Below are 17,138 nucleotides of genomic sequence, written 5' to 3'. Positions count from 1 at the left end.
AACGCAAGAGTTTGTTGATAACTACAAAAGCGCACTTGCCGAGTTACAAGGGCTTATACTTCCTAAATCAAAAACTGGTAAGCTAGTCGAAGGTTCATTCGCATGGCTCCTTAAACAGTATTTTAATAGCTCCAATTGGCATAACCTCGCTAAAGCCACAAAGAAACAAAGAGAATACACTCTTATGAAAGTGTGCGATACTATAGGTCACATTTCATACCAAGCAATCGAAAAGAAACATATCATAGCCGGTGTTGAACGGCGCAAAGAAACACCAGCAATGGCTAGAGACTTTCTACAATCCCTAAATGGGCTTTTTAAATGGGCAATTGAACAAGGACTTTTGGAAAGCAACCCTACTTTAGGTATCACAAGACCTCCTCTTAAAAATAAAGAGGGCTTTCCCGTTTGGACAGAAGAAGATGTTGAAAAATATTACCAACGCTGGTCACATGGTACCCATGAACGCGTTTGGATTGATGTTCTTTTATATACGGGTCTGCGTCGTGGTGATGCGGTCCGCATTGGCTGGAAAGACGTCAAAGATAATATCATTCACATCAAAACAGAAAAGAGCCAATTTAAAACAGATGTCTTTCTCCCAATTTTGCCAGAATTAGCCAAAACGCTTGAAGTTGGTCCTATTGGAGAAGAAACATTCATTTGTGGTAAACGCGGGAAAAAAATACCCAAAAAAAGCTTCGGAATTACATTTTATAATGCTTGTACCCAAGCAGGTATCAAAAAATCAGCGCATGGCTTAAGAAAATTAGCAGCAACACGCGCAGCTAACTCTGGTGCAACAGTATCACAACTCAAAGCACTCTTTGGCTGGACAAATGACAGTATGGCATCTCTTTATACCAAGAGCGCAGATCGCAAAAAACTCTCCCTTGAATCGATACAAAAGCTCCAAAAAAGTTAGGGATAGAGATAAAAAAACATAATAGAATCAATAAGCACCTAATCCCTTACTACAAATATAACTTTTTGATTTAATTATTATTTGTTACCGTTGCTAGAAATAACAATGAAATAATGAACTCAAATATTGATGAATGAAACGGAAGGTTTAAATTGAAAATATTAATTCCAGATGACTATCAAAAAGCCACCCTAACATTACAGTCTATTACAAAATTAATGAAATTGCATGAAGTGCTGGTTATAAATAATTTAGCTAAAGAATGTGATTTAGAAGATAAGCTCAAAGAGATAGATATTCTTATCTTAATCAGAGAGCGGACTATAGTTGATAGAAATCTTCTCCTGAAACTGCCAAATTTAAAATTAATCTGCCAAACAGGCCCTATAGGTTCACATATTGATATAGAAACTTGTAGAGACTTAGGAATTGAAATATTAGACGGTGGTGGAGATCCAACTTCTGCTGCTGAATTTGCGTGGCTCTTAATTATGTCTGCGCGTAGAAAACTCTGTAAATCTGTATCTGATATGAAAAAAGGACGATGGCAAACAACATTTGGCAACCAAATGAAAGGGGCTACTCTTGGAATATTCGGGTTTGGCCGTATTGGTAAAATGGTTGCTCAATATGCTCAAGCTTTTGGCATGTCCATTTTGGTTTATGGGAGCGAGCGTTCAACGCAAGAAGCAAAAAATTTAGGTTATCATTTTACGCATTCAAAAGATGAATTTTTTACACGTCCTGATGTTATATCCGTCCATTTACGTTTAAGCGATAAAACCAGAGAAATCATAAAATTAGATGATCTATTGAGCATGAAACCACATGCTATTTTTGTTAACACAGCGCGTTCAGCTTTGGTTGAAAAAGGGGCGATAGAAAAAATACTAAGTTTGGAAAATTCAACTTACTTTGCACTGGATGTTTATGACAGCGAGCCAGTATATGAGAGCAAATTATTGCAATCAGATAGAGTTCTTTGCACACCGCATCTGGGCTATGTGACTGAAGAAAGCTTTGAGAATTATATTGAAAAAGCTTGCCAAAATATAGCGTCTTTTATAAAGAGCGCTTAATGCCGGCTGAGCCAATGTTTGTAAAATTTATCTTATATCGCTAGCCTATCAAATTTGCACGACACATATTGGCTGGACAGATGACGCCATGTCATCTCTTTACACAAAGAGCGCAGACCGTAAAAAACTCGCTCTTGAAGCTATAAAAAAACTTCAAAAAGATGAGGAATAGAGGCAAAAAAACGTAATAGAATCAATAGCGAATAAAACCCTCACTATTAATATAACTTATTGACTTAATTATTATTGAGTATCCATACGGTGGTATTGAATATTCGGTTGAGTTAAAAAAATAGCATTTTCGCTGCTACCACATAGAATATTGACAATTCTTATGAACAAAAAGGGGTCTATTACCCCTAGACCATATTTAATCTTTAAAAACCTTCCTGTTGATAGACAAATTAATACGTCATCTAATCCTTATAATTTAGATGCGTCTTGTAAAAGTGGCTATATTAGCGAAAATTTAATTATGATGTTTTCTGTAGTGATCGGAGAGCCTTATTCAATTAAGTTTGAAGGCGAACATATAGTAAATAACCTGCTTTCTTTAGAGGATAATAAAAAAGATTATACAGAATTAGGATCTGAAGTTGAGTTAGATTTTCATACAGAAAATGCTGCACTAAAATTTATAACGGGTTTAAATTTATCTCCTAAAGGGATCCTTTTATCTGGTGTTCGCAATGATGTTGATGGCCCGTTAACGAGAATATCTGATGCACGTCTAGCTTTAAAACTTTTAAGTGAGGAGGATTTGAGGAGCTTAAGGGATAATTTATATATAATTAATGTTCCCTATAGATGGAGAAAAAATGGGGTAACCTCTACAAGTAAAGTGCCCCTAGTTCACAGGGACAGTGAATTCCCAGATATCAGCGCTGTTTTTTATCCTGGCATGTTAGAACCACAGTCAAAAAAGCCAAGGAAGCTTTAGATCATTTTTATGAAGCTATTAAGGCTGTATCTTTTGGAATTGATGTACCACTAAGGAAGATTATTATACATTGATAACAGAAGGGCTCTACACTCTAGAGATAAATTTTTTGGATCATTTGATAGTTATGAAAATCCAATGCGGTGGATTCAAAGAGTGTTGGTCTCTGCAGATTTATGGAATCATAGATATATAGAACAAATAAAAGAAAGAGTATTTGATTTTCAATGTTAATGTCCTGATAATGATATAATGTTGAGTATTATTCTGGTTTATATATTGACGATACATCTCATATGTATAGGTTTCTCCCGCATAATCAGATGAGGTTACTACCTAATTATAAGCTATGGTAGCCAATTGATTTTCTATGGCTGCATTTGATCTTTGTTATTTTTTCCCTTCCTTCAAGCCGCTAGGGGGATTCCCCTATCAAGCCCTTGAAAAAGCGATTTGGAGTAATTTCATAATGCGAAACCAAAACATAGTGACAAACTTTTCTATTGTTTTCACAAGTATGACGGTTTGCATGGTTGCCCCCTTCAAGCACAGTGGATTTTTTTCTTGCACGATGGAATCTTTCATATATGAGACAACATAATTAATTTATAACAGATAATTCAATGTATTATCTAAAAAATGCAACGAAATAGCTATTAATGTGAACATATGAATTAAAAAAACAAACATCGCGTACAAATAAATTCAAACATAATTGTGCACACGACTTATAACATTTTTTAGATGAACAAATAATAATACACCCCATGTCTTTAAACAAAGAATGAAAATCATAAAATGATCTCTAAGGATAATAGGAACTCTCCACAAAGAAGAGACAGAGATGAGGACTCCAAAGACTTCATCATCACTATCCTTCACCATTTTGTTAACATATTAATTTTATACAAGAATCTTTCCCTCGGAAGAAATAGCATTTGCAATAGCTTCTTCGCTTGCCTCATCGGGTAATAACATCTCATTATGAGCACATCCCGATGGGATCATAGGAAAACAGTTTTCTAAATGATAAACACGACAATCAAAAAGAACAGGCTTATCACAGTCAATCATCTGCTGAATTTTATCATCAAGTTCATCGGGTTTTGAACAATGAATTCCCACGGCTCCATAAGCTTGTGCCAATTTCACAAAGTCAGGCATAGATTCCGTATAAGAATGAGAAAGACGATTACCATGCAGCAATTGCTGCCACTGGCGAACCATCCCCATATACTGATTATTTAAAATGAAAATTTTTACAGGTGTGTCATGCTGAATAGCTGTTGCAAGCTCTTGAATATTCATCTGAATGGAGGCATCACCAGAAATACACACAACAAGCGCATCAGGATGTGCTATTTGAACACCGATAGCGGCCGGAAGACCATACCCCATCGTTCCAAGACCACCAGAAGTCATCCAATGTTTTGGTTCATCAAAATGATAATACTGTGCTGCCCACATCTGATGCTGTCCGACATCCGTTGTAATATAAGCGTTCGCATCTTTGGTAAGGGCATACAGCCGTTCAAGAGCATATTGCGGCATAATGACATCTTTTTTCTCCGCATATGCCAATGAATTACGAGCTTTCCAACGGTTAATTTGCGTCCACCACGCCTCACGGACTTCACTGTTAAACGCTGGTTGCTGTATTTTTAAGAGTTGCGTCATATCTCCTAAAACACAAGCCACATCACCAATAATTGGAACTTCTGCTTTTACAATTTTATTGATGGAAGAAGGATCAATATCAATATGAATAATACGCGCATGAGGTGCAAATGCATCAAGGCGCCCCGTGATACGATCATCAAATCGTGCTCCAACAGCTAACATGACATCACAATCATGCATGGCCATATTAGCCTCATAGGTTCCATGCATTCCAAGCATTCCAAGCCAATTTTTACCGGAAGCAGGATAAGCACCAAGTCCCATTAATGTTGAAGTAATCGGAAAATCCCCCAATTGAACCAAATTACGTAAAAGCTGTATAGCTTTCATCCCCGATGAAATAACACCACCACCAGAATAAATAATAGGGCGTTTTGCCTCAACTAAAAGAGAAACGGCAGATTCAATAGCCTTAATATTCCCTTTCAACGATGGAAAAGAATGTAAAGACTCCTGAACTTGAGGTGCTCTATAAAGTCCTGAAGCAAATTGAACATCCTTAGGAATATCAATCAAAACCGGCCCAGGACGACCTGATTGAGCAAGAGCAAAAGCTTCATGAATAATAGCCGCAAGATCATTGACATTTTTAACCAGCCAATTACGCTTCGTACAAGGCTTTGTAATTCCAACTGTATCAGCCTCTTGAAAAGCATTTGTTCCAATCACCGTTGTTGACACCTGCCCAGAAAAACAAACAAGAGGTATCGAATCCATAAGAGCATCTTGCAAAGGTGTCACAGCATTCGTTGCCCCTGGACCAGAAGTCACAAGCATAACCCCTACCTTCCCTGTGCTGCGTGCATAGCCTTCAGCCGCATGCCCTGCAGCTTGTTCATGGCGCACCAAAATATGCTGGAGTGTATCTTGGTGATAAAGAACATCAAAAATAGGCAAAACAGCCCCACCAGGATAACCAAAAATATGTTCAACGCCTTGATCTATAAGAGCCTGAACCACTATTTCAGCGCCCGACATTATTTTTCCATCTGCACTCTCTTGCTTTCTTGGATCATTTCTCATTTTTCCCACTCACCTACTTTATAGGACAATAAAAAAGCCCCTAACGGAGCCCATAAAAAAAGCCCCCAAAGGAGCCCATTACACAACACATACTGTATGATTACCCCCCATTATTCCAACGTATAAAATATATAAAAAATTCCTTGTAGACAGATTTCTAATTCCATTGATACCATTCGTCAATAAAAAATTATATTTTCTAAAAAATTTCTTTTTTACGAATTATCTTTTATCTTTCGAAAGTTTCTTTGCAAGGCTCCAGCTCTTTTATCAAAAAGTAAGCATCCATTCTTCATCAAATTGATTACGAAACCATGTCATTTGTCTTTTTGCATATCTCCTCGTTTGTATTTTCACCGCTTCAAGAGCACTCTCAAAGCTTCTATATCCATCCAAATAAGCCATAAACTCAGGTATACCAATAGCCTTCATTGCTGGTAATGAAGGGGAAAGTTTAAGTTTTTTCATAGCCACCACTTCTTCTAAAGCTCCTCTTTCAATCATAGAATCCAAGCGTTTATGAATACGTTCATAAAGCAAAGGACGTGGTGGCATGAGAAGAATTTTTTCGGTCAAATTCGGCGCAATGAGAGGTGTTGTTTTTTGTTTCTGCCACCAACTGAGCGTCTTACCGGTTGCATCATAAACTTCCAAAGCACGGACAATACGCTGTCTATCATGCGAAGAAATTTTTTCAGCAACAACAGCATCAATCTGCAACAACTGGCGATAAAGACTTTCAGGTCCCTCTTTATCAAGCAGCAAACGCCACTGCTGCCGCACAACATCTGGAACATGAGGGACTTCCGAAATCCCCTCTAAAAGAGCACGAAAATAAAGTCCTGTTCCACCAACAAAAATAACTGATCTTAAAGAAAAAGTAGCCAATAGCTTCTCGACATCATACAACCATTGCCCTACTGAATAGTTCAAAGTAGGACTCACATGACCATAAAGATAATGGGGAACAATCGCGGTGTCAGCCTCCCCCGGCCGTGCCGTTAAAATATTTAAAACATCATAAACCTGCATTGAATCAGTATTAATAATGAGAGCATTCTTTTCTTGAGCCATTTGCAAGGCAAGTTCTGACTTCCCACTTGCCGTTGGCCCTGCTATCAATGTAATTGTTCTTTGTGCCATAAATAGCAATTTCTCCCAATCAATAACTTATTGCAACATACAGACACCCCCAAAGCCACTATCTTCTCTCCATTATCATAGAGTAAATACTTCAAACAAAAATACGAACACAAATTCCCCTTAAGACAAAGCCCCTTATGAAACTTATAAAAAAGAAAAAATAGACTTAAGAACAACACCAAAGGAATTTCCAAGCATTTTTTGCTATCATAATTCAATAACAAACCACAGCTATAATAATTTTGTCCGTTTAGGCCATTAAAAACATACTCTTTGTCATCATTTATGAAAATAATACTGAGCTTAACCTATACAATCAAACAGCTTTATTTTTTCCTATAAAAACAGCATGCTACTCTGATTTATAATAGGAGATTCAGAAATTGTCTTCTTCACGCTCTTTTTTTATAACTATTTTTTCATCCATCACCAAGAAAGGTGTAAATATATATAACTAATTTAGTCTAATATGATTTTTCTCTGAGAGAGCTTTTTTCAAACTGAAGTGAAAAAACGTTCTCTATAGCACACAAAATACAATCACAAAGTGCTAAAATTCTCACTAGATACAACATTATTTATAATAATAATTGACTTAAATACAAAACATAGATCTCCTATGCACTATTTTAAAGCCTAAGCTGTTGCAAAGTTGGAAATCTAGCAAATCTATGATGGTAGCAACTTGTACTTTTATTTAACGCAAAAATAGAGCTGCCCAATGAATTTTATATTGCACACCCCATGCTCTCTATCGTGAAATGAATTTGAGAAATATTGGACATCACATGCCTAGCTTGCAAAATATCCCATATACTAAGGCTGATAAAAAACAAAAAATAATTTTTAAGGATCAATCCATTAGGAGCGTTACGAACCGTAACTCTCCATCTGGACGCGCTACAATAAATAGAGCATTTTTGCGTCCAGCTTCACGTAATTTATGAATACGTTTTTTAGCCTCATCAATTGTTGTGATAGAACTCTGATTGATATCAACAATCACTTCACCAACGCGAATACGCTTTTTATCCGCTGCACTATTTTGTGCAACAGATGTCACCACTAGTCCTCGAAGTTTATCCGAAATTGAATAACGATGACGCAAATCCTCCGTCAGTTCAGATAACGTCATTCCCATAAATTGCATTGTCACGTTTTTCGACAGATCTTGATTTTTTTTATCATCAACTTCTTCTTCTGTATCTTCATTTGGATCTGTTTCAATCAAACGTCCAAGCTTAACTTTTACTGTTTCTTCTTGCCCATTCCGTAAAACAGTAACATCCACCACCTTTCCTTCTGAACTTTCTGCAACTAAACGCGGCAAATCACGTGCATGCTTAATTTTGGAATTACCAAAAGAAAGAATAACATCTCCAGTTTGTAACTGGCTATTATCTACATTATTTTCTTCCGTCTGTTCTATTTTACCAGCCACCAATGCTCCCACAGCATTGTCCAATTTTAAACTTTTTGCAATATCCTCTGTTACCGGCTGAATACGAATAGCCAACCAACCACGTCTTATTTCTCCAAAATCACGCAATTGATTAATAACAGAAAGAGCCATATCCGATGGAATAGCAAATCCAATACCGATAGATCCTCCCGAAGGTGAAACAATTGCTGTATTAATGCCAATGACTTCACCATTTCTATCAAATAACGGACCACCAGAATTGCCCCGATTAATTGCTGCATCTGTTTGAATAAAATTATCATAGGGACCAGCATTAAGATCACGGTTACGCGCAGAAATAATACCAACCGTCACACTGCCACCAAAACCATAAGGATTACCAATAGCCATAACCCAGTCACCAATACGTGCTTTTTCTGAGTCACCAAAACGCACAGCTTTTAATTTTTTACTTCCTGCATCGACTTGAAGCAACGCCAAATCAGTTTTGCTATCCTTTCCAAGAAGCTTTGCCTTTAGTTTTGTACCATCCGTAAAATTAACTTCAATATCATCAGCATCAACAATAACATGATAATTTGTAACAATAATCCCTTTTTGCGCATCAATCACAAAACCAGACCCTAAAGAACGCACCTTTTGAAATTGACTATCTTTTTGAGCATCCTTGGGTGTAAAAAAATCACTAAAATATTCCTCCAGCAATGAATCTTTTGGGATAACGGGTACCGAGGTATTTTCATCCTGTTCTGTTCCTTCAACAGTCTGTGCCGTGGAAATATTCACAACTGTTTCCAAAAGCTCAGAAGCTAAATCAGGAATAGAAAGCAATGCCTCGCTTGTCTCTGCTCCCCAAGACAAACCTGACCCTGATAGAAACAAAGTCACACAAAAAACAACTCTTGTGATAAAAAACTTTAAAAACGTATTTTTACTCACGACACTTCTATCCATGACATGCCTTTAATCAAAGATGCAAAGAGCCCCACTAAATTTATCTACATAAAACCAGCACGGCTCGATACTCTCTACCACTTTTACCATAAAAGAAAATGGTCACAGATCATTCTTTTCATGCAAAATCTCGTATCTGCAATCCATTATTTTATCTATTCTCTCCCGATTTTGGATCAGTTTTACTAATGCCAGTATTCATTGTCGGTAAGAATGCTTTATTTGCCTGCGGCGGATTACGAAAATAGAAAAAGAAATCCTCATTTGGAGAAATCACCATCGGTGTTTTCTCTAAATTCTTGTATTGTTCCATCGCCAACCAAAAATCGTAAAAAGACGGATTAGCCTCCCTCGCATTCAATAAAAGACGAATACTTTCAGCCTGACCTTCACCACGAGTAATTTCAGCATCACGCTTTGCCGCTGCTACAATTTCTTCATATTCACGATTAGCTTCTGCTACAATACGATCTCGCTCTTGTTGACCACGAGCACGGATATTTTCCGCAGCAGCTTCACGTTCAGCTGCCATTTGCCGATAGACATCTTCTGAAACAGCATCAGTCAAATCGGTTTTACGAATACGCACATCAACAATGGTAATACCCAACGAACCTGCATCTACAGAAAACTGCTTCTGTACTTCAGCCATCATCGCGCCTCGTTCATCCGATAAGGCTGCTTTAAATTCTCGCTTACCATAAACAGCACGCAAAGCGTCAATAAACCGTGGTGCAAGGTTTTCACGTGCCGCAATTTGTGGACGCCCAGAAGCAATGCGCTGTAAAAACAACTTAGGATCTGTAATACGGTAAATAAAGAACGCATCCACCTCATAATACGCACCACCACGAACCTGTACAGATTGTGTAGGAACATCGTAACGCAATAACCGATTATCAACAATGATCATCTTATCGATAAAGGGCGCCTTGAAATAGATTCCAGGATTAGATTCTACCTGAACAATTTGTCCAAAACGCTTAATTGCTACTTGTTGACGAGGATAGACGATAAATACGGACATCCACAAAATCATCAAAACAAACACTATAGCACTAAAAACAAACAAAAAGCGAGATTGCTGCATAATTAATCTCCTCCAGAAATACGAGAATCTAAGAGTAACGCAGGACGCGCTGATGTTGCCTTTACTTTTTCCGATGACTTGCTACGCAACAATTCGTTCAAAGGTAAATAAGGCACCGCTGGAGAATTTGCCTGATCAAGAACCAGCTTATTTGGTGAAGAAAGAATCCGCCCCATCGTCTCCATATAGAGACGATAGCGAGCAGCTTCTGGTGAAATCGCAGCCTCACGAGCTATCGCCTGAAAACGTTCAGCACGCCCTGTTGCCTCTTCAACCATTTGTGCCTTTTCACCTTTTGCGATTTCCCGTGTGCGTGAAGCTTCACCATTTGCTAAACCAATTTTCGTAAAACGCACACGATTCCCCTCTTCAATCATTCTTCCACGTTCCTGCTCCGCCTGCTGAACAGAATTAAACGCAGCAGCAACCTTTGTCGGAGGAGCAGCTTCACTGATAGACACACGACTTATTTCAACACCAAGTTGATATTTATCTACAGTCAACTGAATAATCTTTCTGACGTCATTAGCAACTTCCTCTTTCTTGTCACGTAAAACATCATCAACCGGCCGCGAACCAATGACCTCACGCATTGCACTCTCAGCAACTTGGCGGACTGTTCCCTCTTGATCATTCACATTGAATAAAAACTGACTAGGGTATGAAATCCGATAGTAAACGGAAAAGTTAACATTAACGATATTCTGATCACTTGAAAGCATTAAGCCATCACTTTGTTGCGCCTGACCAGGCTTCCCACCAATCGCAATTGTTTTTTCCGTTAAAGGTACTTTCATATAGGTCTCAATTGGCCAAAAATGAAAATGCAACCCATCACCAATAATGCCTTCTTTAGGGATGCCAAAGCGCAACTCTACCGCTTGTTCATTTTGCTGAACAATATAAATTGACTGGTATAGCCAAAAAAACACAATAAGCAGAAGGAATAAAACAGAAAAACTGCTTCTCCCGAATTGTTTAAACTGATCCTGCCCTTTGCGCAAAATATCATTAAGATTAGGACCATTTTCGCCACCATTACCGCCACCAGAACCAAAGAGATTCTTAGCTGGTGTTTTTTTGTCACCACTGTTTTTATCGCCACTCCACGGGCCACCACCATTTTGATTTGTCCAGGGCATTATCACCTCTTTAACTGATTACCACTACTCGAACACCAACCATTTGCTTGATCTTATAGGGTGTCTCTTACCTCATTACAATACAACTGATAACCCCTTCCACTTCATATTACAAAAAATTATTTCCGCTCATAAACAACAAAACGTGTCGGATGACTATCTTTATCCCCTTTTGGAATATCTTGTGTTTGCACAATAGTCCACTTTTCTTTATCAAAAACAGGAAAAAAACTATCACCTTCTATAGAAGCTAAAACTTCTGTAAGAAATATTTTATCAGCCATATGCAACCCTTGTTGAAAAATTGCACCACCACCAATAATAAAAATTTCCTCTACATCATTTTGAGAAGCAACGCTTGTTGCAAGAGAACAAGCTTGCGATAAAGAGTGAGCAACAACAGCCCCCTCAGCACAAAAGGTACAATCACGCGTAATGACGATATTTGTACGCCCTGATAAAGGTCTCCCGATAGAATCCCAAGTTTTTCTTCCCATAATAATGGGCTTACGCAACGTCAAAGCTTTAAAGCGTTGCAAATCCGTCGATAAATGCCACGGCATTGCACCTTCACGACCGATAACACCATTTTCTGCAACAGCAGCAATTAAACAAATGGAAATCGTCATATTGCTACCGGCGCTTTAATATGAGGTTGTGCTTCATAATTAAGCAACTCAAAATCCTCAAATTGAAAAGAAAAAAGATCTGTTACCGCTGGATTTATGCGCATACATGGCAAAGCATTTGGTATACGAGACAATTGATATTTTGCCTGTTCAAAATGATTAGAATAAAGATGAGCATCTCCCAGAGTATGAATAAAATCGCCTACTTTAAGACCGCTTACTTGCGCAATCATCATCGTTAGCAATGCGTAGGATGCAATATTGAATGGAATACCTAAGAAAATATCCGCCGAACGCTGATAAAGTTGACAAGATAATTTACCCTCCGCAATGTAAAATTGAAAAAGACAATGACACGGAGGTAACGCCATTTCCTCTATTAATGCAGGATTCCAAGCTGATACAATCAAGCGACGAGAATCTGGCGTTTCCTTAATCATCGTTAAAAGATTGTTAATTTGATCAATATGGCGTCCATCAGGAGCAGGCCAAGAACGCCACTGATAACCATAAACAGGACCAAGATTTCCCTTTTCATCAGCCCATTCGTCCCAAATCGACACACCATGCTCTTTCAACCAAGCGATATTTGTATCGCCTTTAAGAAACCACAAAAGCTCATAAATAATTGAACGTAAGTGTAGCTTCTTTGTTGTCAACAACGGAAATCCTGCTTGTAAATCAAAGCGCATCTGATACCCAAAGATAGATCGCGTGCCAACACCCGTTCGATCTGTCCGATCAATACCCTGATTTAAAACATGAGATAAAAGAGCAAGATATGACTTCATAGGGCTATTATGTCCGATTCTTCTCATTATAGAAAATAAAAACTGTAAAATCCGTACAAACATAATTCAAATCTTTTTCCAAAAACATCTTACACAAGAAATTATCATGATCTGACTAAATTTTTGATGCAAAAGATAAAATACTATAGACAGCTTCTAAAAAAATGACATAAATGAACAAAGATGGATAAACATCAAATAAAGGGATCGACTATGGAAAAACAAGAAGCTTTAAAACCACATGATACAAGAAAACGTATCTGGGCTATCGTGTCCAGTGCATCAGGTAATCTAGTAGAATGGTATGACTTTTATGTTTATTCCTTTACATCTATTTATTTTGCATCACAATTCTTTCCCTCAGATGGCAATGTCGTTACGCAACTTTTAAAAGCGGCTGGTGTCTTTGCTATTGGTTTTCTTATGCGCCCAATCGGCGGATGGCTTTTTGGCTTCATTGCCGATCGTTACGGACGCAAACGCTCAATGCTTATCTCTGTTTTTATGATGTGTGGTGGTTCGTTCTTAATCGCCCTACTTCCTACCTATGAAACCATTGGAGTGGCAGCAGGAATTCTTTTACTTTTACTCAGAATGCTTCAGGGGCTTTCTGTCGGTGGTGAATATGGTACAACAGCAACTTATATGAGCGAAATCGCCCTCAAAAATCGCCGCGGATTTTTTAGCTCTTTCCAATATACCACACTGATTGGTGGTCAACTTCTAGCCAGTCTCGTTATATTCATTTTAGCGCTTTATCTCACCGAAGATCAGCTAAAAGCGTGGGGCTGGCGTATTCCATTTGCTATTGGTGGATGCGGCGCAATTGTTGCGATTTATCTACGCCGCACACTCCATGAGACAACGACCAAAGAAAGTCGTTCTAGTGCACAAGCTGGTAGTATTAGGGGACTTCTGAGCAACCACCGAAAAGCTTTTTTTCTAGTTATCGGCTTTACCGCTGGAGGATCGCTCACATTTTACACCTATACGACTTACATGCAGAAATATCTGATCACAACCACCGGCTTTGATAAACATACAGCCACAACTATAATGACTGCTGCACTCTTTGTTTTCATGTTACTCCAACCCCTCTTTGGTTCTCTCGCAGATAAAATTGGAACAAGAACTTCTCTCCTTATTTGGAGTGTCTTATCTATTATCTTTACCATTCCTGGACTTAATATGATTGGTAATACTGATAGTACATGGATTGCTTTATCAGTCATTACTGGAATGCTCTGCATTATGAGCTTTTATACATCTATCTCTGGCATTGTAAAATCAGAAATGTTTCCCGCTTCAGTACGAGCAATAGGAGTTGGGCTCTCTTATGCTATTGCCAACGCACTGTTTGGCGGTTCTGCTGAATATGTCGCGCTTGGATTAAAAGATCTTGGATATGAATCTGTCTTCTATTTTTATATAACCGGCATGATGATTATTGCATTCATTGCTGTTCTCTTAATGCCAGATGCTCGCAAAAAAGGGTATTTACAAGGAGACGATATTCATTAACCTTTAATGTTAACAAACAAGGGTTTCAACAAAAAAAGCAAAGCCCAGTATTCTGGGCTTTTTTATATTCTTTCCAATAGAAGTTTAAAGCTCACAGTTTTTTATCCCTTCAAACACTCTAAAGAAGCAATGTTCCCTCCTACACACGCCGCTTATAAAAACAAATGGCTTCATATTATTATGTAATAAATACTTCTTTTGCTGAATTTAATTCACTGAAGATAAAAAACGTTTGATTTATTTTAATATTCCCATTCCCACTCAACGTTGAAGAAAAGTGATTATCTTTCAAGAAATTTTATCAATAATAAAGATTACACTCATGATTTTGTTTAATACGTTCTTAATAGTACCCCCCTCATGCAAAACAAATCCTTTCATGAAAAATAGAAAATACCATTATATTATGAATTCGCACACTTTTTTGAGAAACATTTCTCAATGCACCCAACTCCATTTCACAACGACACCCGTGAATGACATAACGTAAAAGCCCCGTAAAGTATAAACATGGGCATCACTCTCTTTACACTTAATAAAAGTGCAAGCCGCTATCATTATACTATTGAGGAACTCTTAATATTGTACTCCCCCTTAACACTTAAGATCATTCCTAAAAAGTATTTTAACTGATACACCAACCTCGCATGCAATAGTCAATAACATCATTTTACGAAACAACATCAAGCATATAAACTAAAGAGTATCATATCTTCATAAGCACTCTGCATATGCAAATAATTCACAATCAAACAAAAAATAATATTTCCTTAAGGATAGTAAAAAGCGCATAATTTACGCAATATAACAACACCATAAGCCCAAAACAGCACTGATAGCTCTAGAAAAAATCTTTATGTTTCCCTGAAAAATTATCATGGTACAATGGCGTTTTTATAATGCACATCGTAAATAGCTTTAAAAAGAAGAAAAGTTATAAATCTAAAAGGGGAATACTTCATGAATAATCAAACAACTTTAGACCCACATGATACAAGGAAACGTATTTTTGCTATCATGTCCAGCGCATCAGGAAATCTGGTAGAATGGTACGACTTCTATGCTTACTCCTTTGCATCGGTTTATTTTGCCTCACAATTTTTTCCTGAAGATGAAGATATCGTTACACAACTGTTAAAAACAGCAGGAATCTTTTTTATTGGCTTTCTTATGCGTCCAATTGGAGCATGGCTCTTTGGATTCATTGCGGATCGTTATGGACGTAAACGCTCAATGCTTATTTCTGTTTTTATGATGTGTGGTGGCTCTTTTCTCATTGCCATACTTCCTACTTATAAAACCTTGGGAATAACAGCAGCATTCCTTCTCCTTTTTGTCCGTATGTTTCAAGGACTTTCCGTTGGAGGTGAATATGGTACAGCAGCAACTTATATGAGCGAAGTTGCACCCAAAAATCGTCGCGGGCTCTTTGCTTCTTTTCAATATGCAACAACGATCTCAGGTCAACTTCTCGCAAGTTTTATAATATTTATTTTAGCCCTTTACCTTACTGAAGATCAGTTAAAAGCGTGGGGATGGCGTATTCCTTTTGTGATTGGTGGCTTTGGAGCAATCGTTGCAATTTATCTGCGTAGTTTGCTCCATGAAACAACAACCCACAAAAGCCGCTCTGAAAAACATGCTGGTAGTCTTCGAGAACTTTTTCGCAATCATAAAAAAGCTTTCTTTTTGGTTGTTGGCTTTACAGCTGGTGGATCACTCACATTTTATACATACACTACTTATATGCAAAAATATCTGATCACAACCACCGGCTTTGATAAACAAACTGCAACAACGATAATGACTGCCGCCCTCTTTATTTTTGTGCTACTCCAACCCCTTTTTGGTTCCCTAGCCGATAAAATTGGAGCAAGAGCTTCACTCATTAGTTGGGGGCTATTATCCATTATCTGCACTATCCCTGTACTTAAAATGATCGGTAATGCCCATAATCCATGGACAGCACTCTTAATCATTATTGGAATACTCTGTGTTATGAGTTTTTATACGTCCATTGCTGGTATCATAAAAGCAGAATTGTTCCCTGCTTCAATCCGAGCAATTGGTGTTGGATTTGCTTTTGCCATTGGCAACGCACTCTTTGGCGGTTCTGCCGAATATGTAGCGCTTGGATTAAAAAATATGGGATACGAATCTGTTTTCTTTTTTTACATAGTTGGTATGATGGTCATTGCACTCATCTCTATTCTTCTTATGCCCGATATAGATAAAGGAGGATATCTCGATAAAGACGATAGACTTCATTAAACTTATTTTCTGGATAAAAAAAAAGCCCAAGAAATTGGGCTTTTTTTATCTCCTCTCCATCCTAACAAAGAACGAAAATTCTGCCCCGCATTCGTCTTACAAACAACTCAGTTTCTCTTAAATTGTCTATAGTTACTGCCCTCTTTATGTAATTTACTTGATAAGATTCTATAGGCAAGCCCTACCCTAAATATTTATCATGATATCTGAAAAACACCTCATACGGAAAACCTTATATGAGCCTTACCTCCCCCTCCTAAATAATGATGTGTGGTGATACAACAAGATAAGCAAGGACACAAAATCCCCTTTTACATTATTTAAGCTTTATGAAATGTCTTCAGTTTTTGGGCTTTCTGCTCATAAAGACCATCTCTTCTATAATCTTCCGGTATGCCAATAATTGCATTCTTCTCATAAAGTTTAAAGGTATCTTGATCTACTTTTCAATGTTCTCTCCCTTTAAATGCAACGTGATAACTTTTTATTCTATAACACAAGTAAAAATCTTAAAACGAATGACAACA

Annotated in this window: 12 protein-coding genes and 1 pseudogene; 6 read left to right on the top strand and 7 right to left on the bottom strand. The window is 37.7% G+C overall.

What is annotated here, in order from left to right:
• The 4 genes and pseudogenes from ACFILD_RS03975 to ACFILD_RS03960 all read left to right on the top strand — a co-directional run.
• Window positions 1-925, top strand: a 925-nt coding sequence (locus tag ACFILD_RS03975; RefSeq protein ID WP_375664793.1) for a tyrosine-type recombinase/integrase, incomplete at its 5' end; no start/stop codon positions are given.
• Window positions 926-1,077: 152 nt separating this feature from the next.
• Window positions 1,078-2,004: a D-2-hydroxyacid dehydrogenase family protein gene (locus ACFILD_RS03970; RefSeq protein WP_375664083.1), complete on the top strand. Its 927-nt coding sequence runs from the start codon at window positions 1,078-1,080 to the stop codon at window positions 2,002-2,004.
• A 70-nt stretch (window positions 2,005-2,074) separates the two neighbouring features.
• Window positions 2,075-2,176 (top strand): annotated as a pseudogene (locus ACFILD_RS03965) (integrase); the annotation flags it as partial.
• Between the two features lie 162 nt (window positions 2,177-2,338).
• Window positions 2,339-2,944: a hypothetical protein gene (locus ACFILD_RS03960; RefSeq protein ID WP_375660750.1), complete on the top strand. Its 606-nt coding sequence runs from the start codon at window positions 2,339-2,341 to the stop codon at window positions 2,942-2,944.
• A gap of 903 nt (window positions 2,945-3,847) precedes the next feature.
• On the opposite strand, the gene ACFILD_RS03955 is transcribed toward ACFILD_RS03960, so the two are convergent.
• The 7 genes from ACFILD_RS03955 to ACFILD_RS03925 all read right to left on the bottom strand — a co-directional run bounded on the left by ACFILD_RS03955 (window position 3,848) and on the right by ACFILD_RS03925 (window position 12,819).
• Entirely contained in the window at window positions 3,848-5,647 is a 1,800-nt protein-coding gene (locus ACFILD_RS03955; RefSeq protein WP_375664791.1) for an acetolactate synthase 3 large subunit, read from the bottom strand.
• 270 nt (window positions 5,648-5,917) lie between these two features.
• A complete protein-coding gene (gene miaA / locus ACFILD_RS03950) occupies window positions 5,918-6,790 on the bottom strand; it encodes a tRNA (adenosine(37)-N6)-dimethylallyltransferase MiaA (protein ID WP_375631163.1) in 873 nt (290 codons plus the stop codon).
• An 853-nt stretch (window positions 6,791-7,643) separates the two neighbouring features.
• Window positions 7,644-9,167: a Do family serine endopeptidase gene (locus tag ACFILD_RS03945; protein WP_273790754.1), complete on the bottom strand. Its 1,524-nt coding sequence runs from the start codon at window positions 9,165-9,167 to the stop codon at window positions 7,644-7,646.
• A gap of 151 nt (window positions 9,168-9,318) precedes the next feature.
• On the bottom strand, window positions 9,319-10,257 hold the full coding sequence (hflC, locus tag ACFILD_RS03940; RefSeq protein WP_273790755.1) for a protease modulator HflC: 939 nt from the start codon (window positions 10,255-10,257) through the stop codon (window positions 9,319-9,321).
• Between the two features lie 2 nt (window positions 10,258-10,259).
• The gene (gene hflK, locus ACFILD_RS03935; protein ID WP_273790756.1) at window positions 10,260-11,399 is read right to left on the bottom strand and encodes an FtsH protease activity modulator HflK; all 1,140 of its coding nucleotides are present in this window, start codon (window positions 11,397-11,399) and stop codon (window positions 10,260-10,262) included.
• 119 nt (window positions 11,400-11,518) lie between these two features.
• Window positions 11,519-12,028: a dihydrofolate reductase gene (locus ACFILD_RS03930; RefSeq protein ID WP_273790757.1), complete on the bottom strand. Its 510-nt coding sequence runs from the start codon at window positions 12,026-12,028 to the stop codon at window positions 11,519-11,521.
• Window positions 12,025-12,819 carry a thymidylate synthase gene (locus ACFILD_RS03925; protein WP_273790824.1) on the bottom strand — a complete coding sequence of 265 codons (795 nt, stop codon included), beginning with the start codon at window positions 12,817-12,819 and terminating at the stop codon, window positions 12,025-12,027. The genes ACFILD_RS03930 and ACFILD_RS03925 overlap by 4 nt, the downstream gene beginning before the upstream one ends.
• 213 nt (window positions 12,820-13,032) lie before the next feature.
• Between ACFILD_RS03925 and ACFILD_RS03920 the strand changes: the two genes are divergently transcribed.
• Together ACFILD_RS03920 and ACFILD_RS03915 are read left to right on the top strand one after the other, a co-directional pair.
• Window positions 13,033-14,340, top strand: a complete 1,308-nt coding sequence (locus ACFILD_RS03920) for an MFS family transporter (protein WP_375643461.1) — start codon at window positions 13,033-13,035, stop codon at window positions 14,338-14,340.
• Between the two features lie 960 nt (window positions 14,341-15,300).
• Window positions 15,301-16,611, top strand: coding sequence for an MFS family transporter (locus ACFILD_RS03915; RefSeq protein ID WP_273790759.1), 1,311 nt, complete (start codon window positions 15,301-15,303; stop codon window positions 16,609-16,611).
• Window positions 16,612-17,138 lie beyond the last annotated feature (527 nt).

It is taken from the genome of Bartonella sp. CL162QHHD (assembly GCF_042195435.1).
Classification (GTDB): Bacteria; Pseudomonadota; Alphaproteobacteria; order Rhizobiales; family Rhizobiaceae; genus Bartonella.
The sequence above is the reverse complement of the archived record's forward strand: the minus strand, read 5'-3'. Positions and strand labels throughout refer to the sequence as shown.